This window comes from Rhizobium rhododendri, from assembly GCF_007000325.2.
Classification (GTDB): domain Bacteria; phylum Pseudomonadota; class Alphaproteobacteria; order Rhizobiales; family Rhizobiaceae; genus Rhizobium; species Rhizobium rhododendri.
The window spans coordinates 448,520-474,766 of the sequence record NZ_CP117268.1 but is presented as its reverse complement, the minus strand read 5'-3'; the positions used below and the strand labels follow the sequence as shown (position 1 = coordinate 474,766).

Here is a 26,247-nt window from a genome sequence, read left to right as displayed (position 1 = left end):
ATGGCTCGGCTGTTGGTAGGTATTCGCCGTCAGCCTTTCGAAGGCGAGCGGTTTACCAGACCCGCGATCCGTCTGGATTCAAGGTAAACAATCATGAGTGAGATCACGAGAAGAGCGGTGCTGACACGCGGCACCATGGCCGCCGCCGCGGCATGTCTTGGGGCAAGCGCTGTTCAGGCGGCCAGCCAAAGCCCGCGCCTCAAAAATGCGAAGTTTAACTCGATCGATGCCGCGATAGAGAAGGCAGTCAATGACCGCACGGTCGCTGGTGCGGTCGCTATGGCTGCAACGCAGAAGGGAATCGTCTACGAAGGCCTTTTCGGCAAGGCAAACGTGGACACCGGTACCGCAATGCGGCCTGACACGGTCTTTTGGCTTTTGTCGATGACGAAGGCGATCACAGCGACAGCATGCATGCAGCTGGTTGAGCAGGGCCGCCTCAAGCTGGATGATGACGCATCGAAATACCTGCCGCAGCTTGCTGCACCCAAAATTCTGGTAGGTTTTGATGCCAACGGTCAGCCACAGCTGCGTTCCGCCAAGAACTCAATCAAGGTTCATCACCTTCTGACGCATACCTCCGGCTACACCTATGCGAACTGGAGCGATGTGATAGTGCGCTACGAGACCGCCACCGGTTTACCCGATATCGCAACCTGCCAGAACGCCGCCTTCAATGTGCCGCTCGAATTCGAGCCGGGGGAACGATGGCAGTACGGCATCAGCATGGACTGGACTGGTAAGCTGGTCGAAGCTGTCAGCGATCAGTCGTTGGAAGTCTATTTCCGGGAGAACATTTTTGCGCCTCTCGGAATGAAGGATTCGGGATTTCTGATCAGCAGCGAGCAGAAGCGCCGTGTCGCGACATGTTTCAGCAGAGAGACTGATGGCGGCTTGAAAGCAATGCCGTTCGAGATGCCTCAGAGGCCGGAATTTTTCATGGGCGGTGGCGGCGCATACAGCACCCCGCAAGACTACATGATGCTCCTTCAGGCATTGCTCCATGGAGGCAAGTTGAACGGGGTTCAGATGCTCAAGCCTGAGACCGTCGCGATGATGATGCAGAACCAGATCGGGGATCTGAATGTTCGCAAGATGGAGTCGGCCGCACCGGCCTATTCGAACAGCTTCGATCAGTTCCCGTATCAGAAGCACAAATGGGGCTACTCTTTCGACATCAACACTGAGGCTGGGCCACACGGCCGCTCCGCAGGCAGTGCATCCTGGGCTGGGCTACTCAATTGCTACTTCTGGATTGATCCGGTTCGCCGGGTGACTGGGTCCCTCTTTACGCAGCTTCTTCCTTTCTATGACGACCGCGTCGTTGCTCTCTACGGCGACTTCGAACGCGGGCTCTATGACGGGCTCGCTTAATCTCTCCTCTTTCTGAATGGAAAATCAGACATGTACGCAATCACTGGAATCACCGGCAAAGTCGGCGGCGCTCTTGCGCGGACTCTGCTCGCCAACGGCAAAGCCGTCCGTGCGATCGTTCGCGATCAGGCCAAGGGCACTTCGTGGGCCGCTCTCGGCTGCGATGTCGCTCTAGCCGAGATGGGAGACGGAAAGGCGCTTTCGGCGGCCTTTGCCGGCACTGAGGCCGTCTTCATTCTTCCGCCGTCCGAGTTCGACCCTGAGCCTGGCTATCCCGAAGCGCAAAAGGTGATCGACAGTGTCGTCGCCGCTCTAAAGACCGCACGCCCGAAAAAGGTCCTCTGCCTGTCGACGATCGGCGCAGACGCGAAAGAGGACAATCTGCTGTCCCAGCGCACGATGCTGGAAAATGCCCTTAACGAGCTTGACCTGCCTGTCACCTTCCTCCGACCCGCATGGTTCATGGAAAATGCACTTTGGGACTTAGGCACGGCCCGCGACACTGGCATTCTTCACAGCTTCCTGCAGCCCGCGGACAAAAAGTTCCCGATGATCGCAACGAAGGACATCGGCATCCTGGCGGCAGAGCTGATCCAGCAGGATTGGACCGGAAAACGCGTCGTCGAGTTGGAGGCTGCTCAACGGGTATCGCCAGATGACCTCGCGCAAGCCTTCGCAGTGGCGCTCAACAGGCCGGTGAAGGTCGAAATTGTCAACCGCGCAACTTGGGAGGAGCTGTTCCGCTCGCAGGGGATGAAGAACCCGACGCCGCGTATTCGCATGCTCGACGGCTTCAATGAAAGCTGGATCGAGTTCAAGGACAGCGGTCGCCTGGCGGAAAAGGGAAACACCTCGCTGCAGCAGGTCGTGGACGCACTCGTGGCCGGTGACAACACAGACGATCGCGCCTGATCGAACGATTAGGATGCAGGGGGGCGCCCACCTGCATCTCCAGCTTTGTTGTTGTGGAAGGAAAATATCCAATGGACACGATCGAAACGCAAGGTGTGACGATACCTCGTCTTGGCCTCGGAACGTTCCGGATGCCGGGTGCCGGCGCGCAACCGGCGGTGGAAAGCGCGCTTTCGCTCGGATATCGGCATATTGATACCGCGGCAATGTATGAAAATGAGGCGGCGGTCGGTACGGCGATTGCAGGCTCAGGCATTCATCGCCGCGAACTCTTCGTCACGACCAAGGTTTGGCACGATCAACTGGCGCCGGGTGCTTTGCAGCGAGCCTTCGCGACTAGCCTCGAAAAGCTGAAGATGGACTATGTCGATCTTTTTCTCGTGCATTGGCCGTCGGCGGACATGGACATTGCGGCGACCCTGACTGCCATGGGCCGTCTTCGTGAACATGGCTTCGCGAGAGCAATCGGCGTGTGCAATTTCAACATGCCAATGATCCGGCACGTTGTGGAAGACATACAGGTTCCGATCGCGGTTCATCAAATCGAGTACCATCCGTATCTGTCGCAGGCGCCCATGCTTCAGTACCTGCGCGCCAAGGGAATTGCGCTGACCGCTTATGCCCCTTTGGCGCAGGGCCGCGCGGCGAGCGATACGACCCTGCAGTCGATTGGCCGGAAACACAATGTTAGCGCGTCGCAAGTTGCTATCGCCTGGCTCCTTGGCCAGGACGGGGTGATCGCGATCCCGAAGGCTGGACGAACCGAGACCCAAAAGGCCAATCTCGCGGCGGCATCGATCCGGCTGGATGACGAAGACCTCTCTTTGATAGCCTCCCTCCCCAAGGACCAACGCTTCGTCAATCCCCCGTTTGCGTGTGACTGGAATGCCACCGACTGAAGACTGGGCGATTACTCAGGAGCGCTGTCAGGCACGGCAGTGAGCGAGCAGCGTCTCCACCACAGTGATTCGTGATCGCCGCGCCATGGTGGCGGGGCTGTAGCAGGCGCGATGTCCAAAACGTGGTCGCGTTTCGGCGGAGGCTTCACTGGGTCAACTGCAATCCAAGCACTTTCTTACAGCCAATAAGAATCCGATGACGAGAATGAAAGGGATAGCGTCTTGGATACCGATTTCGACGTAGCGCGACCGCTTGGCGTCGTTGAGGACTTCTTCTGGCTCTTCGATCATAGTTGTCCCAAGCATTTCTGTATCGTCGCAGAGATAAAAGGTCGAACTCTCGTGACTGATTGGAAGGCGGCGGCGGATGCATTGCAGGCACGTCATCCAATGCTATTTGTCTCGATCGATTGTACGCGACAGCGAATACCCCATTTCTACAAAGGCTCTCGGCGCCCCATCCCGCTGCGCGTCGCGCCTTCTGGAACAACTTGGGGGAGAGAAGCGGAACGTGAGATCAGTTCGCCGTTTGATCCGACGGAGGGGCCGCTTGCTCGCGGCTTGTCATCAATCTCTTTGCTGCGCGATTTACTTTCGGCAATTTCGGGGCAGCAACTGGATCCCTATGAATTCCCGCCCCCGATCGACTAGAAATTGGATGCTCCTACGCGACCATCATCGGCACCTGGCAAGAAACTCTCGCACACGCTCGCTGTCGGATGCTTGAAACAGCCAGCGGTTACCCGACCGAGTACTCAACACTCTGGTAGCCTTTGAGCTTCGACGTAGTGGTGGAGCCTGACGAGCCACTGGAGAAATGCACGGTTGCGCGTCTAACCTCGTCGGCAACCGCAGGCACAGCAGCCAACACCGCAAGACCAAACATCAGATATCCGATCATTCGCATTGCAAAGCCTTTCCGGGTTGATATTGGCAGAGGGAATTAAAGACTGGATCTGCGGCATTCGCAAAGCCGACGAGACGAGCTATCAACATGACTATAGCCGCACAGGAGGTCGCCTTGGACTTTATGAAACTGCTTAAGTCGCTCGAAGAGCTCCTCTATGAGCTGGTGTCGTGGCTAGTGTTTTACCCGCTCACCATGTGGCGCTCTGTCGTCAGACCCCTCACCATGATGCGTTATGCCGATGCTGAACTCACTGACGAGCCTGCGGATCAGTACGAAGATACACTGAGCCCACCTCTCTTTCTTCTGATCACGCTGCTGCTGTCACAGTGCCTATCAGCCGCCTTTCCGTCCATATATGACACGGCGACTGCAGCCAAGGAGCTGGGCTCGGGATCAAACCTGCTTATCGCCCGCGGCGTGGTCTTCGGGATCTATCCGCTTTGCATGGCAGTCACAGCGCTGCGTCATCAGTCGACAAAGATTACCCGGAACTCACTGCGTCCACCGTTCTTCAGCCAGTGCTATGTCGCAGCGCCCTTTGCGTTCATGATTGGCTTGGCGTTCGACTTCATGTTCATGCCCCACGAACAGGGCCTCACCATCGGGGTCCTGACGATCGCGTCGGCTACACTCTGGTATGCGCAAGCCCAGGTAAGATGGCTTATGCAGGATCTCAAAATCGGAACACTGAGAGCGACGGGTGCTTTCGTTATCGCTTTCGTCTCTGCGAGCGTCGTCGCGCTTGTACTGGCGGTCACAATCGCCCTAGAGGCCAAAAACATAGCAGCTAGCTAAATCTCGATAATCTCTTTGCGCTGTTGGACGCCTTGATGGCATTCGAACCGCAGCCGGATGATAATCAAGTTTCTAAATCATTGATACGACAAGGCTTCTAAACAAATTTACTGCATTTGGATCCATGAATGACTGTGATTTTCGCCGGACCGCTCGACCAGTCAAACAACGCCACCACGATTAACCATCCGCGCGCCAAGACCCCGGCTAATGTAGAGGCTGTCTCGTCGCAAGGGAGCATCACCACATTACGCGCGCGGGCTTCGGAGATTGCTGACACAAACTGTCAACACCACGACATAACGTATCGCTATGTTTCCTCAACGAGACCAATTTCCAATGACCCCAATCGTTATGATCCCTGGCTTGCTGTGCTCCGCAGAGCTTTACGCTCCCCAGATGGCTGCGCTGTGGCCGCTCGGCCCCGTTACGGTAGCATCGACACTATCCGGGACAACCATGCCGGAAATCGCTACAAACATTTTGAGAGACGCGCCGCCGAGCTTTGCACTCGTCGGTCTATCGATGGGCGGATATGTCGCCTTTGAGATCATGCGTCAGGCACCGGAGCGAGTCAGCAAACTGGCATTGCTCGATACGTCTGCTCGGCCGGACACCCAAGAGCAAGTTGCGCAGCGGCGCGGCATGTTAGCTCAAGCTAAAGGTGGCGATTTCGAAGAGCTTTTGAGCCAAGTAATGTCGATACTCTTGCACCCTGCCCATCGAGATGATCAGCATTTGCTGGAGGTCAATATTCGCATGGGCTTAACGGTTGGTGTTGAGGGGTTTGAACAGCAGACAGAGGCAATCATTGGACGCGCCGACAGCCGTCCGCATCTCGCTGATATTACCGTTCCAACCCTCGTTCTTGTTGGCGACTGTGATTCCATCACACCTCCTTTTCTGTCAGAGGAAATTGCAGCGGCCATCCCCGACTCCAGCCTCGTCATCATTCCGAAGTGCGGTCACGGGTCAACGCTTGAACAGCCAGAGGCAGTAAACCGGGCGCTTGTTACATGGTTGGAAGGCGCCTAATCGGAATATCCAGACCGACGTCGTCCGCTTTATCCTTCATGGCTGGAACATTTATTTCTGGGGTCAGCCTGTACCTCCTGTTTCGCCCCCGTTGGATTCCAGAAAGGCAACGAAGATGAGCCTGCCTTATCCAGAACAATCGCAATGCTCCGCTTCGCTCTCGTAACTGCGACGTAGAAGCTGGAAGCGGAATTTGCCTCTAGATAGGCACCAGATGCGATGAACTTAGCGATGGGCGCGGTCGGGACTATCAGGACGCGTTCATATGTCAGTGCTTCACTCCATCCAACCTCTGCATAATCCCTAGAACGATCCCCTCGATTTGATCGGTGTGAAGCTTCGGATGCATTATCTCGTCGCAAGTTACGGTGTTGTAGAACAGCGCCGAAAGGCCGTGTTCTACGATGTGCTTTTGGATTTCTTCTCGAAGAACGTCCAGTGACAGACGATAGACCCCAAAGTCCCGCGCGAGATCACTTTTATAGAATCTGTTGAAGAAGTCTTTGATGTTGTCTCCATCCCTGAGATTCTTCACCCCGATGATGCTCGAATCGATCATGGTCTATCCCCGAATCTTTGCGCCGCACTGTTGCGCGTCATGCCGCCGCTGGATCGGAAGGCGTTAGTTTTTCAGCCATTAGATGCCTCCCACGGATTGATGACAGTCAGGCCGGCGGCCTCGAAAGGGCTGGTGTCGCGGGTGGCGATCATCAGACCATTCGCCTTGGCCGTGGCAGCGATATAGCCGTCTGAATCGCCGATCGCCTTGCCCTTCTTCGCCGCTGCGGCCCGCAGCTCGGCATAAGCCTGGGCGGCGGCTTCATCGAACGGCATGATGCGGCCCCGGAACAAAGGCAGCATCAACCGATCAAGCTTTTCCTGCGCGGCTTGTTTCTTCTTGCCGTCAGGATGCACGGCGATGCCGTAGCGCAATTCCGCGAGTGAGATCGCAGCGACGTAGAGGGTTTCGACGGCCTGCGTATCGATCCATGCGGCCACCCGTGGATCGGGTTGCGACTTGAGCGGCTCGGAAATAACGTTGGTATCGAGCAGGATCATTCAAAGCTCACCGGCGGCGACGGGGTGCGGTCTCGCTCGATCGTCAGATCGAGGCCGCCGACTTCCTGGCCTATTTGTGTGAGCAGGCTGCCGAGTTTGACTCGGCCTTCCGGCTTGGCGGCCTGTTCCAGGATGATGCGAATTTCCGCCTCGGCGCTGCGACCGTGCTGAGCAGCGCGCACCCGAAGCGCCCGATGCACTTCGTCGGGCACGTTTCGGATCGTGATAGATGCCATGGTATTGCACCTCCTTTAACTGCTGCGAATGATATCAGTTCTTATATATGCAAGCAAGGCTGCCCCTCCCTGTCGAGACAAAAAAGCCGGCCGGAGCGGGGCAAATCATTGGGTGATGCCCCGGAACGCCGGGGCGCGGGCACTGTAGCTGGTGGCGGCTGAACTGCTCAAAAACCCAATGACCCGTTTTTTGCACATCTGTCGGCACCGTAAAGTTAAAGGGCTGCGGCCAAGATTGGCAAGTGCCGATTCCTCTCACGCAGCTTGCAGTCGCGCGACCTCACTCCACATTTGCATGGCTGCGGTTCTCAGTTCACGGTGATGGTGGGACGGGATATCGTGGCGTGGAATGTGGAAGAGATTGGCGACCGGGTCATGGATGGAGACGAAACGCTGGAGATGTCGAGCTGACGAAGCCCTTCATGATGCGCTCTCGCCGTCGTGTCGGCTGATGTGAATTCTCCGCCCGGTTGTTCAATCCCTTGTGCGAACGGTGTTCGACGCCGGGCATGATGTCGCGTTTGGCCGCGCCGTAGGATCGGAGTTCGTCGGTGATCATCACACGGGGTGCGTGACCGTGTCCTTTGAGAAGCTTTCGCATGAGACGTTTGGCTGCCTTGGTATTACGGCGGCTCTGCACCAGCACATCGAGAACAAAGCCATCCTGATCAACGGCCCGCCACAGCCAGTGCTTCTTGCCGCCGATGGAGATGACGACTTCATCGAGATACCATTTGTCGCCAAGCTTTCCGGCTGACCGACGCCGGATTTCATTGGCAAAGTGGCGACCGAATTTCTCGACCCAAAGGCGGACTGTCTGGTGCGAGACAATGATCCCGCGCGCCGCCAGTAAGTCTTCGACCATCCGCAGACTGAGCGGAAAACGAAGATAGAGCCAGACGGCCTGGGCAATCACTTCAGCCGGGAACCGGTGGCGGCGATAAATGGGATCACGAACGGCTTGGGTCATGCCGCAAAATCGCACAGGCAAATCGCCGCGCGGTTAACGTTACGACGCCCGGTTGGCGCATGTAGCCTCCTGGCCCACCGGGTAGGCAAAGGCGGTGAAATCGAGATCGTCCTCTACCGCGAAGCTATGGCCATTTTCGGAAAGAAATCGAGCGTCGTGGGCGCTGAGCTGGTCATACGCATACCGTTCTAGGAAAGCTTCGTCAGACCTGAAGTAGGCGCCGGCATCATCTGCGAACAACAAGCCCTCGCCTGCAGCGTGCCGGAATCTCAACGGAAACACCGTCATTTGCCCATCACACCTTCCATGACCCTTGTCCGAAGCGCAAGATTGTCGCTGTAGACCTTTTGCCGATACAAACCGAAATTTAAATCGCGTCGGATCGCGTTAGCATCCTCTGTGGGGCATTCGATCGCTACTTGGTTTGCTTCAACGAAGAAACGGGCCGCCGGATACAGGAACCCGAGACGGACTATTGTGTCTGCCAAAAATTGGAGAAACGAAGTTGGAACATTGATGTCCAGCTTTACGTATTCCTCGCTCCGAACGTCCACGACGTACCCCCAACCCTGACGCTCAATCGCGTCACCACCCTTGGCGGCACACTATCAGGTTGTTGACAGGTTGTTGAGAAATCTTGCCGGACTTCGAGGAAAAGTTCGTGCCGAAACATTTTTTTCAGGCCCGATTGACTCTCTCAGCGGCAGGGAACAAAATAGGAACATATTCCGCGATTGGGATTGTGTCTTACATTTTGGGGAGTGCCGACGTGTCAGCTATTGGTTGCCATGATGATATTGATTTGTTCGAAGAATGCTTGGTGAGAGACTTGGTTGCCGCTTACGGGCGGGATGCGATCGCTGCGCTTCGCGCCGTGATTGAGGACGCCACGTTCGAACAGAACGAGCTTCCGACGGCGCCCGGCATCCTCAGTAGCTTTTTCGCTCAAGGATGGCAGCCCCACTTCCAGCGGGAGGCTTGAAAATGAGACACCGTCGCGGCGTTGAGTTGGCGCCATTTCAACCTGCAATTTTTCGGGAGTTCGATGGCTACGATTTTGACACCATCCGGATCTTGAAGGAATGGGAAGTGCTGGGAGCCAAATGCGGAATATGCGGGAAGACTGTTTGGCTGGACAAAAGCGCATTTATCCAACGCTATGGGAATCAATACCTTAGGTACATGGGTAGCAAGCTTCGGTGTACCTGCGGCAACCGCGAGGGTAACCGTGTGCTGATAGGGAAGCTTGGAAGAGACTGAGATCACTACTTGCGTTTGAACGGATCTGAACCGCGACCCCGTAATTGCCGAGGGGCGTAACGGCTATTTATGGAACTCTTATGGCATGTCGAGAAGTCGCGCAGGTGGCATGCATCTGCCATCTGCATTTATTTCGTAGGAGATCCGCCGCAAGGCAATTCCCTTTGATCGTCACTCAATTAGGATGCTCACCGCATCGCATGATTGACTTCATAGGCTCGACTCCAGCGTTATACTGTTCTTCAAAACCAGTATAACCCGTACTCGGCAGATAATGTGAAATGGTCGCGCGGCGTTGCCCTGCTCACATGGGTAAGTGCCTGATAGGACAGATGTCTGTTTATACGTGTTTGATGAAATATCCCTAAATCGCGCTGAGACTTACTGAATCGGCACAGTCTGCCGTCTGTTCACAGTTTCTCAAAAAGAGCCTTGAGCTCTGAAAAGTCGATTTTTAATCTTAGCGCCATTGGTTTAGCATTAGCCGTCATACCCACCACGTGAACCCAACATCCGTTTCTACTATTTCGGATGGCGCAAATTTGATGAATAGGGATAAAATACGTCTCGACGAGGTCGCCTTTGTAGCCAAACGATTCGACTTCTAGAAGTTCACTCATTGGAAATACCTATCTCCCGGACTCGCACTTTAGCGGTATGAATAACTGAGCCAAGGCATGAGTTAGTTGCCAAATAGATGCCGGTATGCCAAGCCACCAGCACCCGGCGTACTCATCCCGTTGAGTTTATCGGGTCCTTCATAGCAACGCGCCATCAAGGAACTTAAAAAGAAGCTTTCGATCGAAAACCCCAACCTTGTCCAGCATCCAAGCTCCCGCCTTACCTTGACTCCAGGGCTTCCGGTAGGGCCTCGCTGAGGTCAGCGCATCATAGACATCACAAATTGCGGCAATGCGCGCATGCCTGCTTATCTGGTCTTCCATAAGCCCCTTTGGATAGCCGCTTCCATCCAATCGCTCGTGGTGATGTAGACAAACATCCAACACGACATCCGGCATGCTACCATTCCGCTGAAGGAGCTCGTGTCCTATAGCCGGGTGCTGCTGCATCAATTTGAGTTCGCTATCGTCAAGGGCGCCAGCCTTAACAAGAATACCGAGCGGTATTTCGATCTTTCCGATGTCGTGCAGGAGTCCGGCTATGCCGAGGAGATGAACCGTGTTTTCGTCGTATTTCAGATAGCGGGCTAACCGGATCATAAGGCTCGATACGGCAATCGAATGAAGAAATGTCGTGTCGTCCTTGGATTTCAGGCGCGTCATGCTGATCAATAGGTTTGGGTCGTCCGTGATGGATTTCACCAAGATATCGACGATAGGGGCGACTGCTTCAAAAGCGATACCGGAAATTTGTGCTTTGTCAAAAACACCTCTTAGCAGCTCAGTCGTCTGCATGATTGTCGCCTTGCCAGCAGTCGTTCTGCTCTTGGCAAGGCTCCTCTTTGGGGCTTCCTTTTGATGCTCAGTGCGCGAAGCCTGAACGTTTGGCTTCGTTCTGTTAATGGTTGGAGTAATCACTCGCTCGGGAGCCCTCAGCGCGTTGGCATCAATTTCTGCTTCAATCAGAAACCGGTGACCCAAGTTAAGGCCCTTCGTTGAGGGCAACTCGGTGACTTTCATGATCGCTCCTATTATGATCTGATGCGCTGAAGCGACTTTTACTTCACGTTTACTCTCGATATATCAGCAGCGTCGATGCGGAGCCCTAAGCCCCCCGGCATGGCATGCAGGAGGGCCAGTTGCGCCCGGGTTTCCGTACCAATTCGGCAAGTGCGATCTCATAAAACGAATAGCTTTCCGTATCATGTCCCGGTTGGTTAACCGGCGTCATCTTGACGGGAAATGCGATGATGGTCGCCATACCACTGTCGTCCTATGAGGATGGTTAAACGAGCACTATGCGGCGAGTAGGTTCGACGCTTCTGTATTCTCAAACATGCGCTCCAGATTGAGAAAACAGATCATGCCAGCCGGCTGCGTAATGATGCCGTCGGCATACCGCATACCGCTGGAAATGCTAACTTCCGGAACGGGTTGGAGCAGACTTGCCGCGATCGTCAGGATGTCGGAGACGCCGTCTACGATCAACCCCATCGCCATTCCGTGAACTTCCGCAACAACAATGGCACTTCGCTCGTTCGGTTCGGTGCTTTCCATCCCAAGCTTGTTGGCAAAGTCGATGATTGGAATGACTGTCCCGCGCAAGTTCATGACACCGATCACATCGGCGGGAGCATGGGGGATCGGAGTGGCAGGACCCCATCCGCGGATCTCGCGGATGGCTGTCGTGCGGACGCAAAACTCCTGATCGTGCAGTCGGAAGGCGATGATCTCAAGCATCTCGCCTGTGTTGATCGCGCTATAGCCCGAACCGGTCATCAAAACTCCTCCCAGCTTTCCTTGACCGCTGCGTTACCGGAAAATGCTTTGGCGACCTTTCCCGCCAGACGTTTTACCGGAGAGGTGACAGGACGATGCATGTGCCCTGCCGCCATGACCACTGCCGTTTGGCGTAACGCACTGCCAAGCTGGAACTGCGAAATTAGTTCCCGCAATCTGCCACTTTCATTGGCAAGCGACGCGCCCGCAGCGCTGGTTTCCTCGACCATAGCCGCATTCTGCTGAGTCACCTGGTCCATCTGGTTGACGGCAGTGTTGACCTCGCCGAGCCCGACGGACTGTTCCTTTGCCGATGTCGCGATCGAGTTCATGTGCTGATTGACGGTGACGATGTAACCTTCGATCGTCTTAAGCGCCGCGCCCGTGTCGCTGACCAGCTTGACCCCATTTTGGACCTCGGCCGAGGAGCTGCGGATCAACTCCTTGATCTCTTTTGCTGCTTTCGCTGACCTTTGCGCCAATTCGCGCACTTCCTGCGCCACCACAGCAAATCCCTTGCCCGCCTCTCCGGCTCGCGCCGCCTCGACCCCGGCATTCAGCGCCAGGAGGTTAGTCTGGAAGGCGATCTCGTCGATGACGCCGATGATATTGGAAATCTCGTTTGAAGACTGCTCGATCTTCTGCATAGCGTCGACGGCATCGGCAACCACCTTGCCGGATTGGGCCGCACTCTCGTTAGCTCGAACCGCAACACTGCGGGCCTCATCGGCGCGCTTAGAGGAATTCGCAACGTTGACAGTGATCTGGTCGAGAGCAGCGGCAGTTTCTTCAAGGGATGCAGCCTGCTGTTCGGTGCGCTTGGAGAGATCGTCGGCACTGGCGCTGACCTCACGGCTACCATTGTCGATGGCGCCCGTTGCTTCCGCGACGGCCCGCATCGTTTCGGCAAGTTGGCCGACGGCAGAGTTAAAATCTTCACGCAGGGTTTCGAAATCTGCAGCAAACGGTGCGGTCAGCTGGAAGGTCAAGTCACCATCAGCCAAATGCTTCAGGCCTTCACCGAGACCGGATGTCGCCTGTGACATGGCCTCACTGCGAGCCCGGTCGGTTGCCGCCTTTTGCTGGCGCTCTTCCTCGGTCAGGCTTCGTTGCGCATCAGCCTCGTGTTCAAGGCGCAGCGTGGTCACTGCATTGGCGCGGAACACCTCGACAGCGGCTGCCATCTCGCCGACTTCGTCCTTGCGGTCAGTGCCTGGGATAACAAGGTCAGTTTTACCGCCTGCAAGCATCTTCATCGTTACGTTGATACCATTGATGGGTCGTACCAAACCGAGATTGAGAATAAACATTCCGATCACAGCCACGAGCAGCATGGCAGCGCCTCCGCCGAAGATTGCTAACTGCGCAGTGGATGCGGCTGCATCCGCCGTTGCAGCGCGCGTGACCAGAAGGCCAGCTTCATCACCAGCCATCTCTTTGATCTTTGCACGAATACCGTCCATGGATGCCTTGCCTGCACCTGAGATTTCAATCTGGCGAGCTTGCTCATAGGTCGCGGCATTCTTCATCAGCGACAGTTCCGGATTAACGACCTTCTGCGTCCAGGTTTTGACCATCGCGTCGAGTTCGTCGAGGCGTCTTTGCTGAACGGCGTTGTCAGAGGTCAGTGTGCGTATCTGAGACAGACTGTCGAGATAGACGGCAGCGCCAGCCTTTTGTGGATCGAGGAACTTCTCATCACCGGAGATGACATAACCGCGCATCCCCGTTTCTTGGTTTACCATCGCCTCGACGATGTTTTGCAACACGCCAAGAACTTTATAGGTGTGGTCACTCCATCCCGCGGCCTGCTTCTGCGCCGAGAGCGACTGAAGACTAATCGCACTCACCCCAAGGCTGACAATCATCAACGCAACTAGGGTCAGAGCGATCTTACGAAGAATTCTCATATTATTGAAGAAGGCGAGCATTAGCCGAAGTCCCTTAGAGGTCGTCCCGTGAATGCTCAGCCGCAGACGGAACTCTGCTACCCAATGAGACAGGGACTTGACATGGATTTTTTGATGTTTTGGAACGGTTTGCGTCATGCATCCGAAGTGGGGCAAATCAGATGTTGAGGCATACGCGATAGGTTTTTGAGACCTAGCGAACGTTCGTGATCCGACTACCAGTACAAAACAGGAGGAGACAAATTATTTTGCCTGCCCCTGGAAATCGAAGCGCAGCCCCACTGCGACTAAGACAGAATATTGTACAGAGTACATTACTCCATAGTAAGAGTTTGACGAAAAGAAATTAATAATCAATAAAGGCAAATTTGCCGGCTAAAACATTTCTTCAAGAAATACGAAGTCATTCTGATGAATGGGAACGTTAGCGCAGTTACTCGATGTCGGTGCTTACGATAACCTATGCACACTAAACCCTTGGTGCGAATACGGGCAAAGTGTTGAACGTCGAGAACGCGGATGCTTTAACCACCTTCTCTCATCGAAAGGATGCCGCTCTATCTGACGTTGAAGGCGCCGCAGGTGGTATACGTTCCTTCGGAAGATGGCCTGCCTTTGTCAGTCAAGTGCGGCTCAAATCGCCATTCACCACCACACTACCGCGTTTAACCGACTTTGCATGGTACAGCGCGGCATCTGCGGCTTTCAGCGCCGCATCACAATTTGGCGTTCTTTCATCAGCTTGGCTTATGCCGAATGATGCCCCGATCGAAACCTCACAAATCGACAACTTAAACTTCGCTGCGAGCAAGGCTGACAGTCTTTGGCAAGCCTCTCTGGCTTCCTCGGTCGAGATACAGGGCATGAATATCGCGAACTCGTCGCCACCAAGACGGAAAATCCGATCCAAGCCGCGTGTCCCAGATCGGAGCCGCTCGGCCACCACTTGCAGCAACTCATCGCCAGTCGCGTGACCGTGGCGATCGTTTACACCCTTGAAGCCATCCAGATCGAGACATATCACCTGCGTCACACCAGCGCTCGTGCAAGCGACGAACTCCAGATCCAACAAAAATCGATTTGGAAGACCTGTAAGAAAGTCATGGGTCGCGGCATGGCGCATTTGACGTTCGCGTCCCAGAAGGGACTGGGCGGCGGAGTGGGACGTTTTGATCATCAGATACGATCCTATAATTAGGACCAGGCCTACCGTGACAATCAGGGGAGACGACTGCCACAATATATCGGTTGCCGGAGTTGGTGAACGCCATGATATGACTTCGACCTCGCCTTGTGGCCCTACCGCAATTGCAGCCCTCGCCCGGTCCGGCGAGACCTCACCCAGGGGCTCGATGCGTGCGTCGTCCAGATCGAACCGCTCCCCGAAAACGCCCTGCAGCGTGCCCGCTATCGGCATGGCAGTGATCAGAATGGGTCCACGCGGTCCCTTGGGCTTCGACGTCCCGAAGTCCGGTTGAAACAGGCTTGCGGAAAGGAGAACAGATTCGTCGCCGATGACCATGATCCGGCTTACCGCAATCGGTTGAGGAATCCCGGGTTGCTTGTGCTGCTGCTCCCTTATGCGAACGCCTTTCACCAGCTCAGCCGCGTCCTTTGCGATCGACGATGGCCCCCTGACAAAATACGACAGACCCTGCACGGTCTCATCCGTCTTAGAATAGATGATCTTATCGGTGGCATCTAGCACGATGACCGCACGTGTACGCGATGTACCGATCAAAGATGCGCCAATGTTGCGGTCAGTCCATGAGCGATCGAACACATTGTCGAGATTGGCGATTGCCTCGTCCCAGACCGTCCAGGCAGTCAGGGAAAATTCAACCTCGCTGATCCAGATAGAGACGTTCCGTTCGACCAACATTTCCTGCCGTCGCCGGGTCTCCGCATCTAGCCGCCCTACTCCGAAATAGGAAATGGCGGCCATACCGGCGATAAGGACAGCCATGCCGAGAATAGTCGGGCCAACCAGTTTGAAACGAACGAAACGCATACGAGGCCGTATCGATAAGGGATCGCTCACCCAAGAGCTAGGACTTGATAGCCGGCAGTCCTTTCAATCTAGTTATCTCAAACACGAAAGTTTGTCGGACTTCTACCAAAGCCTGTGGCCCTGAAGGGAACTGAGCTGCCGACCTTGTATTTTTAAGCACACGGCTGCTTTAGTTTGTGTTGATTTCACAAGTACACTTGTGCTCGGGCGCCATTCATAGGTCACACTGGCAGCCAATAGTGCCTGTATGACCTTGGATTGAGGCCTATTGTTAGCCCGCCAGCAGTACCGGCAGCAATTCGTCGAGGCGCTCCATGGTCGAAGCCATGCCATCTTTCATGCCCATGTCGATAACCGTCTGGAGAGCCTCTGACGAGGCGTACTGAACAACGGTTGTGACCAGCGTGCGCTGGCTGGCGCCAGCAAACCTGACGTCCCAATGCGATCCCGGCATGTCTGGGTTTACGGCGCCGGTCTCGTCGCAGAAGCCATCCAGGGCCGTGTAGCCGTCGATTGGCGTGATTGTCTTATAGTCCAAGCGGTTCCAGAATTTCTGGTTGTCAGGGGTAATCATGGCATAGTGCCAGTATCCACCCTCGCGGAAGTCCATGTGCTTCGTTTCTGTGGTCAAAGGCTTCGGCGCAAACCAGCGGTCGAGCAGTTCGCGTTTGGTGTGGCAGTCCCACACGAGCAGGTGGGGAGCATCGAACTCCCGTACCACCTTAATCACGTTGCTGGTCATGTCGGCGGAAAATTCAAAGCGTAAATCAGACGTCATTCTTGTCTCCTTTCAATGTTAGCAATAGATTGTCTAGGTTTTCGTACCGGCTTTCCCATTGCGCCCGTATGTCATCGAACCAGCGTTCGGCCGCGACGAAGTTCCCGCTTTCGAGACTGCAGGTCCGGATGCGTCCCTGTTTGCGCGAGACAATCAGATGCGACTCCTCCAGCACCGCAATATGTTTGACGAACGACGGCAGCGCCATGTCGAACGGCTCCGCCAATTCGCTCACCGTTGCCGGGCCTTTGGTCAGACGCTGGATGACCGCCCTGCGGGTGGGATCCGCAAGTGCGTGGAAGACCGAGTTGAGAGCCATAGTTTGGTTAGCCATAAAGCTAACTATGCGCGAATAAGATACTTAGGTCAATGGCTAAGTTTTGGTCAGTATAAAATTGATTGATGACGGGGATGGCTTTCGGACGCGGGACGGTCGCGTGTATGACCAATGGCCTCCAGAAGGCCTGCAAGAGAGAATAGCCGGCTTTTACCGCAAGGCCGAAATCTGTCCCAATGAAATAAGTTAGTTGCAGTTTAAGGTGAACGCCTTGAAAGGATCGGAACCTTTGACCACTCACGCATCAAACGTTTTTCAAACGAAATCAATGAATTGTACCGTAACGCCCATTTATGGAACCCTAACGGACTAACTGCCTGCCTTTCCGGGCGGACACCGACGCTGATCCTCTTCCCTCTATATTGTCCCGCACCCGCCATGGCGAAATCCGATGTGGCACCGCAATCCAACTTCAGACGAAGAATCTCTTAACCGGTAGCTGTTTAATCGGATAGGCTGCGCACCCGCGCAGCCCAACGAGGTTTGCAGGAAGGATCGTGATGATGGCCTGACAGTCGAGCGGCGGTTGGAAAGCCAGGTTAAAAAATGGCACTGGTTGCCGAAGTGTTTATTGGGGCTCTGAACGTGCGGATGTCATCATTGGCAATGAGGCTCCTCATGAGACCGTATACGTTGACGCTGACTGATCAGCAAATCGTACAATCCTCATGCAAGCGGGACGGGCCATACGTTTTCTAAGGCCCCGGTAAAGTAGCTTGACAGGTTCGACGCCTTCACACCATTATTCTTTTCCAGCCATGCCACCAGGTCGGGCATGGTTACGTCCCGTTTCGCCTTTACGTTGATGATAATAGCATCCTACTAAGGGCCCAATTTGCCACTGCCGCTGGGTTGCCCGACGCGTTGCGCCCTGCGTTATCGCATTAACGTTCCGCTGGCGAAGATCCAAAGAGTAGGTGCGTGACATGGCAAGTCCTCCTGCCATGTTGAATTATAAATCGAAGCCAAGGGAAATCGCCGGATTCAAAAAGGCCGCGCGACGCTCTAGTCATGGGATCCATCCTCATCTTCGGATGCCAAATCAGACACCGCGAGCGAGCGAATGAGTGCGAGTAGTGCGGTCCGCTGCTTTCCCGGAATAGTATCGAACAGTTTCATCGCCTTTATTGCAGTGCTGGATTGGTCCTTGGCACGGGGGGTAGTCACAGCACCCAAGTCGACGTCTTCGACACCGTAGAACAGGTGCACGATGGGGCAGCCAAACAGGCGACAGGTCATCACAATTTTGCTTGCACTGATCCGGTTCGCCCCTTTTTCGTATTTTTGAACCTGCTGAAACGCTACGCCGAGATGCTCCGCCAAGGTTTCCTGAGAGATGCCTAGGCGGACGCGTAGGAAGCGCATATTTGCGCCCACCTGCAGATCGATGGCATTGGGGACTTTGGTCATAGCGGTCGTCCTAATCTTGATGGAAGGTGATGGGTATCTACTACACTCTGTTCCGCAAAACTTCATCGATGTTGGGGACGCGATACCAATTTCATCACTTGCCAGCCGCTTCTCCCGGTCCCTTTCGGTTCACGTGAGTTGCACGGCCGCATCCCACGCCTGGCACCAAATCAAACTGCCGAAACAGCGATGGGAGGCCGTTTTAAAAAGAATACTGCGCGTCGACTGCGGGTGGAGTGACTGACATAGGATGTGGCATAAACAGCTAAGACAGAAAACCCGACTGCGGGTGTGCTAGCGCTTTCAGCAGTTGTGTCATGGAGTAACCCGAGACGATTGAGGCGAAGCCGACGCTACATCGAAGCGACGTACTGGAAGGCAATATCAGGATTCTGCTCCCTAGCCGCAGCTACTCACGTACGATCGTCTTAATGATTCTCGTGAGCACCTTGAAAGATTCGTCGGCGTCTCTGAGAGTGGCCGCTGGGGCAAAAGGATGATCAATTATAGGTCTAAGTGTCGTCGCGACTTTAGAAGCCGATTGTTTGAGGCTTTCAACTGGCGTGTCCGAATTCTCGATTTCGACCGCGACCGCGTACATGGCGCGGTAGCTGCGAACTGCCCGACAGCGGTGAAGTATATGGGAGATGTTGCTCTCGAGAGGAACGGCATCGGCTGGACGATTGGAAACCCGGAGCCGCCCCTGACGGGCAGCGCCTGGCGTAATTATCTTGCGGCTCGCAATCCAGCAGATGGCGCCGTGAGTTGACAGACAACACCAGTCACTTTGTAATCAACATGGACATCAGCCGCCATTTCGATCGCCAGGATCTGCTGTATCATCCTTGATCCAAACCCTTTTCGCTCGGGCGGCCGAACCGGTGGGCCATCATGCTCGGACCAGGTGAACCGGAACTCAGGGTCGGGAGCGCCGGTCTCAGAGCCAGAAGACCAAGTGATCCTGATACGGCCGGAGGGCTCGCGCAAGGCCCCGTACTTGACGGCATTGGTGCACATCTCGTGCAGGGCCATCCCAAGCGCCAAGGCCGCTTTGGAGTGAATCGTCAGATCCGGCCCCAAGACGCTGAACTGAGACGCCTCCGGATTATCGAAGGGTGTGACGGCTGCCGCCACGAGTTCGGCAAGACTGGCAGCTTGCCAGTCGTCCTTCATCAGCAACTGATGGGCTCCGCTCATCGCGGTCAGTCGTTTGCTGAAAATTTCAAGCGCTTCGTCCGTGCGCTCGTGGTCCCGGAAGGTCTGCCGAGCAACCGCCTGGACAGTCGTCAAAAGGTTTTTGACGCGGTGGTCGAGTTCGCCAACCAGCAATTCCCGCTGCTTCTCGGAGCGCCGCCGCTCCTGGCGGGCGGCAACAAGCTCATCCATGAACCGGTCGATCGCCGAGCCAACCACCCCGAACTCGCCATCCCGTTCGTCCATGCCGGTGCGCGCTCCCACATCATCCTTCTGCCAGGCCTTGATGGTTGTGACCAACCGGCTAACCGGCCGACGCACGAGTTGGGTGCTTGTGAACCAGGCTAGAAAATAGGCTGCAATGACACCCAGGAAAACGATCGCCAGACTGATGTAGGTCGAGCGGTTCAGGTCGGCATAGAAGTCAGCGGTAGAGATGCCGGCACTGACATAAAGGCCTGCCGCATTACTTGCAGGCGGATAATAGCCAAGGATGCGGTTTGTCCCGTCCTGGCTGCTGACTTCCAGTGTGCCGGGAGCAAAAGCGCTGACTAGCCCCAGGTATGCGCTAGGGATTAGAGTGCCGACAAACCTGTCGGGGAACGGTTCCCGCGCCAGGATGACGCCGTTGCGATCCGCGACGGTCAGTGCGTTGTTACGACCAAAATCGCGCTCTTTCAGGCGTGCCGCCAGCCAATTCAGATCCAGCGCCCCGACCACGATGCCGGAGATGCCTCCCGTGTCAGCCGTGATCGGCAATGCCAAAGGCAGAACGTTGGTGCCGGAGACCCTACCCTTGGTGAATTCGCCAACAACGAAGGTGCCTTTGCTCATGGCTTCGCGAAAATAAGGCCTGTCGCCAATTGTGATGCCCAAGCCCTTCCCGTCCTGAATACAGCGCACGGTGCCACCACTATCGACCACACCGAGGCTGGCAAACTGCGGCAGGCTCTTGCCCAAGCGCTGCAAATAAGTGTTGCAGCCATCGACGTTGAATACCTGAACCACCGGAGCAGCTGCCAGGGTGGCCATCACGTTCTGCAAGCCATCGATGATCCGCGTTATTTCCAACGAAGCCAGTTCACCCGAGCGCAGGGCCTCAACCTGAATTTCGCGCTCCTTTACTATGCGGGTAGACGCAACATTGTAGAAAAGGATCGCCATCGCCGGGGCCAGGGCCAGCGACGTCAATAGGAATAGGCGGCGAGATAGCCGAGCCTTAGCGATGTTCCCGTCCTCCCCTGAAGTAGCCAGGTCTTGTCATCCGCATTTACACGGGACAAACTCTTAAACAAGAGGAAAAACTTCCCGAAGTCAGCGCCATGGCAACGATAACGGAGGGCCCTCTCACAGGCCGTACGAAGTTTGCAGTATTTGCCGGAGCCCGTGAGGCGTGTCTTCGAGAACCAGAAAGCTAGTAACGGGCGAGCGAGTGACCATCGCTATGTTACTCATGGCAACCACGCTTAAAATGAATATACAGAAATCGCTTCGATGACCGAGAAGATGGCAAGAGACGAGATATTTGATCTATCGGCCGCTCTTAAGGATGCGAGCGCAAGGCTGACACACTATACACCGAGGTCTTCGCTCGCTGACTGGCTAAGATGGAGGCTGTTGTCCGGAAAATTATTGCCGCCGTTCAAAGGATGGAGGGAGACACGGAGCTCCCGCCAGGTGGAAAGCTGCACTCGCTAGACCATAGACGAGACCGCAGGCGGATGGGTCGGGCGCTCGGCTGCCGTTTCGTTGGCTACGGGAAGAAACTGGAAAAATCCCCGTATTCACCATCCCCATCGTGCCCAGTTGACACGCTTGCGATCTCGAATAGACAATGAGTTTTGAATTCCACTGTTCCGCCAAATGTTTTCTGTCCGCTGGCGTGCAGAACGACCTGAGCACGGACGGGAGAGTGACAGCACGGCAGTTCGCTCCCTACGCGGAATGACATCGAGCAACGGGCGTGCTTTCATAGAAGCACGGGACGGCGGGGCGACATAAGAAAGTAGGCAAGGTTGGTCAGTGAGTGGCGACCAGGATGTTCAATAGCGTACCAGCGCTGTGGTGAGTTCGTCTCGTTGAGATAGGAAGCGATGTTTCGAGGAGCAAGATTCGATGCCCGACCCCAACGCCTTAATGTTCACTCTCGATCCCGCGCCGAAGGTTATTACCTTCGATTGCTATGGCACGCTCGTGCAGTGGTACGAAGTACTTCTGCGCGAGATCGGTGCAATACTGACAGCGCATGATGCGGGCGGCGCCAGCGCAACCAAAATTCTCGAAAGCTTCTCCGCGCAAGGGCAACGGCTGACGGCGGAGAGGCCGCACCGGCTTTACAAGGATGTTTTGCGCCTCGGCTTCGCTGCAGCATTCGCCGAACATGGCCTGACGCCGACCGCAGCCGAAATCGATCGCATTGCGTCGTCACCGATGGTGATGGGTCCGCACCCCGAGGTTCCGAATGTCCTGCGTCGACTGCGCGAGCGCTATAAGCTCGCGATCTTCACGAACTCTGACGACGATCTCATCGCGCCCACCGTTGCGCGCATCGGCGTACCCTTCGACTACGTCATCACCGCGGAACAGGCGCAAGCGTACAAGCCGTCGCGCCAGTTGTTCGAGTATGCCTACCGCGAGATGGGCGTGACGCCAAGCGAGACGGTGCATGTGGCGATGGGAATGTACTGGGATATGAAGGCGCGACACGAATTGGGTCTGCGCGGCATCTGGGTGAACCGGCGGCGGGAGGTAGGCAATTCAGATTGGCGGCCCTATGCAGAGGTCTCAGATTTGAACGGGGTGGCCGCATTGCTCTTGCCAGCATGACGCTGCCCGGCGTGGAAGATCTTCCGTCTGGCGTAGATGGGGAGCCTTGGCCCTCGGCTAGCGGCGTCCGGGCTCAGGGGCATGGTGCTTGACGATATCATTCCGCAGAGCGAGCTCTTCGCCGGCAGGCTCTACAGGTCACGTGAAGACTTTTCGCTTTCAGGTGACCCGATCCTCAGGGGGGTATCTGATCGAACAACCGCAGTGCTCGTGGCAGGTTCCCTGTTTTTGCCATTTATGGAAGCCAAATACTACCGTTCAGTTCAATAACAGCTGAGGCGGAAGAGATGATAGACGAGGCCTACCATCAGAGTAAAAACAGAATCTCAGATCCAAATGATGCACTGAGCGACATCCGTCGCTCTTGGTCAGCCCTCAGCCTCTACGAGCGTTTCGAGCAACTGGTAATCGTTGCGTTGACAGCCCTGATCAGCCTCGTGGTCATCGCTGCATTGGCGGGGTTGTCGATCCGGGTTTTCCAGTTAGTTGCGCAGGGCATTATCGACCCGGCCGATCACAGCGTTTTCCAGACCGTCTTCGGCATGATCTTTACGGTGTTGATCGCGCTAGAATTTAATCACTCGATCATCAGCGTCCTCAAGCGCCATGAACACATCGTCCAGGCCCGCGCCGTGGTACTCATCGCCCTACTGGCGCTGGGAAGGAAGTTTATAATTCTGGATGCCTCGGCCACGGAACCGCTGACAATCCTGGGCCTGGCCGTCGCGATACTATCGCTTGGTGCGGTCTACTGGCTGGTGCGCGACCAAGACCGGAAGGATGCCTTGGAAGAGCGTTGCCGACCAAGTTCACGATAAGATCGTCGACCGTAGCAGGCAGACGGCGGCAACGAACAATTTTGGATCTGATCCTGTTGAACGGTAACCAAACTGTCGAATTCGGGTTCCGTGCGCTTTACGAGGAAATTCGATGTTGCGATCGAGCCCGCTCTTCCTAATTGCTGTGCCGGCGGTGACCCTGAGCGGTCTGGTCGTCATAAATCCTTCCGGCCGGAACTTGGGCAACCGAGTGGCTTCAGACACGTTCGGCAATGAGTCGCCTGATCTTGATCGCGAACGCAACACCTCGTTATTTTGATGCACGGCCTGGGTGGTGCAAGCTCGCTTCTAATGCAGGTAGCTGGGCATTGGCGGCAGGCTTTGCCTTCGACGTAGGTTGTGTTGCGCCGATATGGCAGTGTCGGCGATGAGCGAAGGCAGTCTCATCCGCGTCCTTGAAGACTGGTGCCCGCCCTTCCCCGGTTACCATCTCTACTACCCCAGTCGGCGCTTGCCCTCACCTGCCTTTGCCGTCCTGCTGGAGGCTCTGCGTTATCGAAGCTAGCGACGCGCACTTTGCCCGCCTTGAAAGGAATCGAACCATCGACCGGGAGATTCGCCGGCTTTCAAATCTTAGCCAAGTCCAGTGCTGGTCTTGTGCGCTGAGGTCTTTCCAGCTATATTACCGGGAATAGCTAGGAGGTCAAAATGTCTAGTTCCCAGACCCGCGCAATTCAAAACTACAGATCCCGCTTGAGTGACCGTGGGCTCGCTCGTTTCGAAGTCATGGGCCGCGACGCCGATCGTGACCTCATCAGAATGTTAGCGCGCCGCCTCGCAGAAAATGGCCCGGAGTCCGTCAAACTACGTGCGGCTTTAAATGATACCATCAATGGTGAACCGCCAAAAAAAGGCGGAATTCTCGCAGCGCTTCGCCGCTCTCCACTTGTCGGCGCTAACCTTGAAATCTCTCGTCAACGTGAAGAAGGTCGTGAGATCGATCTTTAATGCGCTACCTTCTCGATACCAATATCCTGAGCAACATCACAAAGCCGGAGCCATCGGTCGCTTTGATGACATGGATGGCCGATCAGACCGACGATAGTCTTTTTATCGCTTCACTTACTGTGGCTGAAATCCATAAAGGCATCTTGGAGAAGCCCGCCGGCAAGAAGCGTACTTCTCTCGAGAGCTGGTTTGTTGGTGATGAGGGGCCGCAGCGTCTCTTCGCCAATCGTATCCTACCCTTTGACGAAACGGCAGCTCTCATATGGGCGCGATTGATGGCCGAGGGAAAAGCAATCGGGCGATCACGCGGTGGCCTTGATACCATCATAGCGGCCACCGCCCAGGCGAACGGATGCATCGTCGTGACCGACAATGAGAAAGACTTTTACGGCATAGAGATAATCAACCCGCTTCGCATCGGCAAAGGCTGAGCACGAACTACTCGCCTTGACGGGGCTCGAACCGCCGACCCCATCGTTGGCTCATTCGTTCGCGCCGAATTTCGGTGTGCGGGCAGCTATTTGCTTTCGGAAATGGCTGACAGGGGCCGCTTCGCGACTGTCCGGCTTTGGTGGTCTAGGCTAAAATAGCTGCCAAAGAGCGCGAGCTGCATCTAGGCCTGCTTCCGACTTCATCCCAGTCATAGCCGACAAGTGACAATCTCTCCGTAAGCGGACACTTGTATCTGTAGTTGGAAGTTCACGAGTGCGGATCGGGCGCATGCTCCCACCCGCCCCTTGACATGCAGGTATTTACCTGCATATTCATGCACTCGTACAGATTGAGACCAATGCACGCTGACAAAGTTTTCAAAGCGCTGGGCGACCCGACACGCAGAAAGCTGCTCGACCTTCTCTGCGAGAGGAACGGGCAGACGCTCAGCGCGCTCTGCGAAACCCTGGACATGGCCCGGCAATCCGCCACGCAGCACCTCGGTATATTGGAGGATGCTAATCTGGTGAGCACGGTCAAGCGTGGGCGCGAAAGGCTGCATTTTATCAATCCAGTGCCGCTGCACGAAGTCTACGAGCGGTGGGTGCAGAAATTCGAACGCCAGCGGCTCAGCCTGCTGCACGACTTGAAGAAAGAACTGGAAGGAGAGTAGCAATGACCAGAGAGACGACCAGCTTTGTTTATGTAACCTATATTCTCTCGACGCCCGAAAAGGTGTTCGAGGCAATAACGAAACCGGATGTCGCAAGCCGTTACTGGGGCCACGAGAATATTTCCGACTGGAAGATCGGATCGAAGTGGGAACACATTCGTGCCAATGATGAACGCTCCGTCGAACTTGTCGGCAAGATCATCGAGATCTCTCCGCCGACCCGTCTAGTTATGTCCTGGGCGAATGCTTCGCAGGCTACCGATCCGGCCAGTCACAGCCGTGTGACCTTCGAGATAGTAGAGTATGACGATATGGTCAGGTTGACTGTCACCCATGACGACCTAATTGCGGGCAGCGGCATGGCGAACGGCATCAGCAAAGGCTGGCCAACCGTCCTCTCCAGCCTGAAATCCCTTCTCGAAACCGGCAAGGGTCTGGACATCTTCGCCAAGACAAAGGCGGCCTGATTTCAGGCGGCGTCAAATCTCACTCTCAGAAAGAATAGTCATGACCAAAGCCTATACCGGCGGCTGCGCCTGTGGTGCAATCCGCTATGAAACGGCGGGCGAACCTATCTTCGAGAATCACTGCCAATGCGGCGATTGCCAGAAACGCAGCGGCACCGGGCATGGATCCTATCTGACGTTCGCGCAGCGCGCCGATGTGGCAATCTTGGGCGAGGCCAAAAGCTGGCGGGTTGCGGGCGAAAGCGGAAATGAAAAGATACACGCCTTCTGCCCGGCCTGCGGAACTCCAGTTTACCTGACATTTGCCGCGATGCCGGAACTGATAGTGGTACACGCTGCCAGTCTCGACGATCCAGGCAGGTTCAATCCGCAAGTCGTCACATATAGTGTCTGCGGCCAAGTGTGGGATAAGATAGATCCTTCGCTACAGGCATTTGAGCGAATGCCGCCCTCATAATTTTCGCCGAAATAGCCCGAATTCGCAACTGTATTAACGGGTCCGATAAGAGCTCGATCGGGACATCTAGTCATTAAAATGAAAGTCGGCTTTTCAGGAACGACTAGCAAAAGAAG

The 26,247-nt window shown here is 55.5% G+C and carries 27 protein-coding genes and 2 pseudogenes; 15 read left to right on the top strand and 14 right to left on the bottom strand.

All coding sequences use genetic code 11. The features are described from left to right. Positions 1-90 precede the first annotated feature (90 nt). From PR018_RS19960 to PR018_RS19935, 6 genes are all read left to right on the top strand, one after another. Entirely contained in the window at positions 91-1,374 is a 1,284-nt protein-coding gene (locus PR018_RS19960) for a serine hydrolase domain-containing protein (protein WP_425064176.1), read from the top strand. Between the two features lie 30 nt (positions 1,375-1,404). Continuing rightward, positions 1,405-2,286, top strand: coding sequence for an NmrA family NAD(P)-binding protein (locus tag PR018_RS19955; protein ID WP_142831600.1), 882 nt, complete (start codon positions 1,405-1,407; stop codon positions 2,284-2,286). 71 nt (positions 2,287-2,357) lie between these two features. Beyond that, positions 2,358-3,185 carry an aldo/keto reductase gene (locus PR018_RS19950; protein ID WP_142831601.1) on the top strand — a complete coding sequence of 276 codons (828 nt, stop codon included), beginning with the start codon at positions 2,358-2,360 and terminating at the stop codon, positions 3,183-3,185. 222 nt (positions 3,186-3,407) lie between these two features. Next, positions 3,408-3,836, top strand: a complete 429-nt coding sequence (locus tag PR018_RS19945) for a non-ribosomal peptide synthetase (RefSeq protein ID WP_142831602.1) — start codon at positions 3,408-3,410, stop codon at positions 3,834-3,836. Positions 3,837-4,215: 379 nt separating this feature from the next. After that, positions 4,216-4,890, top strand: coding sequence for a permease (locus tag PR018_RS19940; protein WP_244615504.1), 675 nt, complete (start codon positions 4,216-4,218; stop codon positions 4,888-4,890). 339 nt (positions 4,891-5,229) lie between these two features. Then, the gene (locus PR018_RS19935; protein WP_142831604.1) at positions 5,230-5,925 is read left to right on the top strand and encodes an alpha/beta fold hydrolase; all 696 of its coding nucleotides are present in this window, start codon (positions 5,230-5,232) and stop codon (positions 5,923-5,925) included. Positions 5,926-6,193: 268 nt separating this feature from the next. Here PR018_RS19935 and PR018_RS19930 read toward each other — a convergent pair whose 3' ends face one another. The 5 genes and pseudogenes from PR018_RS19930 to PR018_RS19910 form a co-directional block, all read right to left on the bottom strand. Then, on the bottom strand, positions 6,194-6,484 hold the full coding sequence (locus PR018_RS19930; protein WP_142831605.1) for a hypothetical protein: 291 nt from the start codon (positions 6,482-6,484) through the stop codon (positions 6,194-6,196). Between the two features lie 71 nt (positions 6,485-6,555). Continuing rightward, entirely contained in the window at positions 6,556-6,984 is a 429-nt protein-coding gene (locus PR018_RS19925; protein ID WP_142831606.1) for a type II toxin-antitoxin system VapC family toxin, read from the bottom strand. Beyond that, complete coding sequence (locus PR018_RS19920) at positions 6,981-7,220, bottom strand: FitA-like ribbon-helix-helix domain-containing protein (protein ID WP_142831607.1); 240 nt, start codon at positions 7,218-7,220, stop codon at positions 6,981-6,983. The genes PR018_RS19925 and PR018_RS19920 overlap by 4 nt, the downstream gene beginning before the upstream one ends. A 255-nt stretch (positions 7,221-7,475) precedes the next feature. Then, positions 7,476-8,190, bottom strand: a pseudogene (locus PR018_RS19915) (IS6 family transposase). Between the two features lie 39 nt (positions 8,191-8,229). Next, positions 8,230-8,478, bottom strand: a complete 249-nt coding sequence (locus PR018_RS19910) for a hypothetical protein (RefSeq protein ID WP_142831608.1) — start codon at positions 8,476-8,478, stop codon at positions 8,230-8,232. Between the two features lie 349 nt (positions 8,479-8,827). On the opposite strand from PR018_RS19910, the gene PR018_RS19905 reads away from it, so the two are divergent. Continuing rightward, positions 8,828-9,172: a hypothetical protein gene (locus PR018_RS19905; RefSeq protein ID WP_142831609.1), complete on the top strand. Its 345-nt coding sequence runs from the start codon at positions 8,828-8,830 to the stop codon at positions 9,170-9,172. 688 nt (positions 9,173-9,860) lie between these two features. Here PR018_RS19905 and PR018_RS19900 read toward each other — a convergent pair. From PR018_RS19900 to PR018_RS19860, 9 genes are all read right to left on the bottom strand, one after another. Further along, a complete protein-coding gene (locus PR018_RS19900; protein ID WP_142831610.1) occupies positions 9,861-10,070 on the bottom strand; it encodes a hypothetical protein in 210 nt (69 codons plus the stop codon). A gap of 138 nt (positions 10,071-10,208) precedes the next feature. Then, on the bottom strand, positions 10,209-11,090 hold the full coding sequence (locus tag PR018_RS19895; RefSeq protein ID WP_142831611.1) for an HD-GYP domain-containing protein: 882 nt from the start codon (positions 11,088-11,090) through the stop codon (positions 10,209-10,211). Between the two features lie 276 nt (positions 11,091-11,366). Further along, positions 11,367-11,849 (bottom strand): chemotaxis protein CheW, encoded by a 483-nt coding sequence (locus PR018_RS19890; RefSeq protein ID WP_142831612.1) that lies wholly within the window; start codon positions 11,847-11,849, stop codon positions 11,367-11,369. Continuing rightward, positions 11,849-13,780 carry a methyl-accepting chemotaxis protein gene (locus PR018_RS19885; protein WP_142831613.1) on the bottom strand — a complete coding sequence of 644 codons (1,932 nt, stop codon included), beginning with the start codon at positions 13,778-13,780 and terminating at the stop codon, positions 11,849-11,851. Before PR018_RS19885 ends, PR018_RS19890 begins: the two co-directional genes overlap by 1 nt. A gap of 601 nt (positions 13,781-14,381) precedes the next feature. After that, positions 14,382-15,770 (bottom strand): sensor domain-containing diguanylate cyclase, encoded by a 1,389-nt coding sequence (locus tag PR018_RS19880; RefSeq protein WP_142831614.1) that lies wholly within the window; start codon positions 15,768-15,770, stop codon positions 14,382-14,384. A gap of 271 nt (positions 15,771-16,041) precedes the next feature. Then, positions 16,042-16,548, bottom strand: a complete 507-nt coding sequence (locus PR018_RS19875; RefSeq protein ID WP_142831615.1) for an SRPBCC domain-containing protein — start codon at positions 16,546-16,548, stop codon at positions 16,042-16,044. Then, positions 16,538-16,867, bottom strand: a complete 330-nt coding sequence (locus tag PR018_RS19870) for an ArsR/SmtB family transcription factor (RefSeq protein ID WP_341798997.1) — start codon at positions 16,865-16,867, stop codon at positions 16,538-16,540. The genes PR018_RS19875 and PR018_RS19870 overlap by 11 nt, the downstream gene beginning before the upstream one ends. A 1,023-nt stretch (positions 16,868-17,890) precedes the next feature. Further along, positions 17,891-18,295 (bottom strand): helix-turn-helix domain-containing protein, encoded by a 405-nt coding sequence (locus tag PR018_RS19865; protein ID WP_142831617.1) that lies wholly within the window; start codon positions 18,293-18,295, stop codon positions 17,891-17,893. Between the two features lie 726 nt (positions 18,296-19,021). Beyond that, positions 19,022-20,653 (bottom strand): sensor histidine kinase, encoded by a 1,632-nt coding sequence (locus PR018_RS19860; RefSeq protein WP_142831618.1) that lies wholly within the window; start codon positions 20,651-20,653, stop codon positions 19,022-19,024. Between the two features lie 951 nt (positions 20,654-21,604). On the opposite strand from PR018_RS19860, the gene PR018_RS19855 reads away from it, so the two are divergent. The 8 genes and pseudogenes from PR018_RS19855 to PR018_RS19820 all read left to right on the top strand — a co-directional run bounded on the left by PR018_RS19855 (position 21,605) and on the right by PR018_RS19820 (position 26,131). Then, positions 21,605-22,315: a haloacid dehalogenase type II gene (locus PR018_RS19855; RefSeq protein ID WP_142831619.1), complete on the top strand. Its 711-nt coding sequence runs from the start codon at positions 21,605-21,607 to the stop codon at positions 22,313-22,315. A 287-nt stretch (positions 22,316-22,602) separates the two neighbouring features. Beyond that, positions 22,603-23,133: a phosphate-starvation-inducible PsiE family protein gene (locus PR018_RS19850; protein WP_142831620.1), complete on the top strand. Its 531-nt coding sequence runs from the start codon at positions 22,603-22,605 to the stop codon at positions 23,131-23,133. 394 nt (positions 23,134-23,527) lie between these two features. Beyond that, positions 23,528-23,659, top strand: a pseudogene (locus tag PR018_RS19845) (LysR family transcriptional regulator); the annotation flags it as partial. A 143-nt stretch (positions 23,660-23,802) separates the two neighbouring features. After that, positions 23,803-24,102 carry a hypothetical protein gene (locus PR018_RS19840; protein WP_142831621.1) on the top strand — a complete coding sequence of 100 codons (300 nt, stop codon included), beginning with the start codon at positions 23,803-23,805 and terminating at the stop codon, positions 24,100-24,102. Continuing rightward, complete coding sequence (locus tag PR018_RS19835; RefSeq protein ID WP_142831622.1) at positions 24,102-24,533, top strand: type II toxin-antitoxin system VapC family toxin; 432 nt, start codon at positions 24,102-24,104, stop codon at positions 24,531-24,533. The genes PR018_RS19840 and PR018_RS19835 overlap by 1 nt, the downstream gene beginning before the upstream one ends. Positions 24,534-24,892: 359 nt before the next feature. Then, positions 24,893-25,207 carry an ArsR/SmtB family transcription factor gene (locus tag PR018_RS19830; protein ID WP_142831623.1) on the top strand — a complete coding sequence of 105 codons (315 nt, stop codon included), beginning with the start codon at positions 24,893-24,895 and terminating at the stop codon, positions 25,205-25,207. A gap of 2 nt (positions 25,208-25,209) precedes the next feature. After that, entirely contained in the window at positions 25,210-25,674 is a 465-nt protein-coding gene (locus PR018_RS19825; RefSeq protein WP_142831624.1) for an SRPBCC family protein, read from the top strand. A 40-nt stretch (positions 25,675-25,714) separates the two neighbouring features. Further along, positions 25,715-26,131, top strand: coding sequence for a GFA family protein (locus PR018_RS19820; RefSeq protein ID WP_142831625.1), 417 nt, complete (start codon positions 25,715-25,717; stop codon positions 26,129-26,131). The last annotated feature ends 116 nt before the right edge of the window (positions 26,132-26,247 follow it).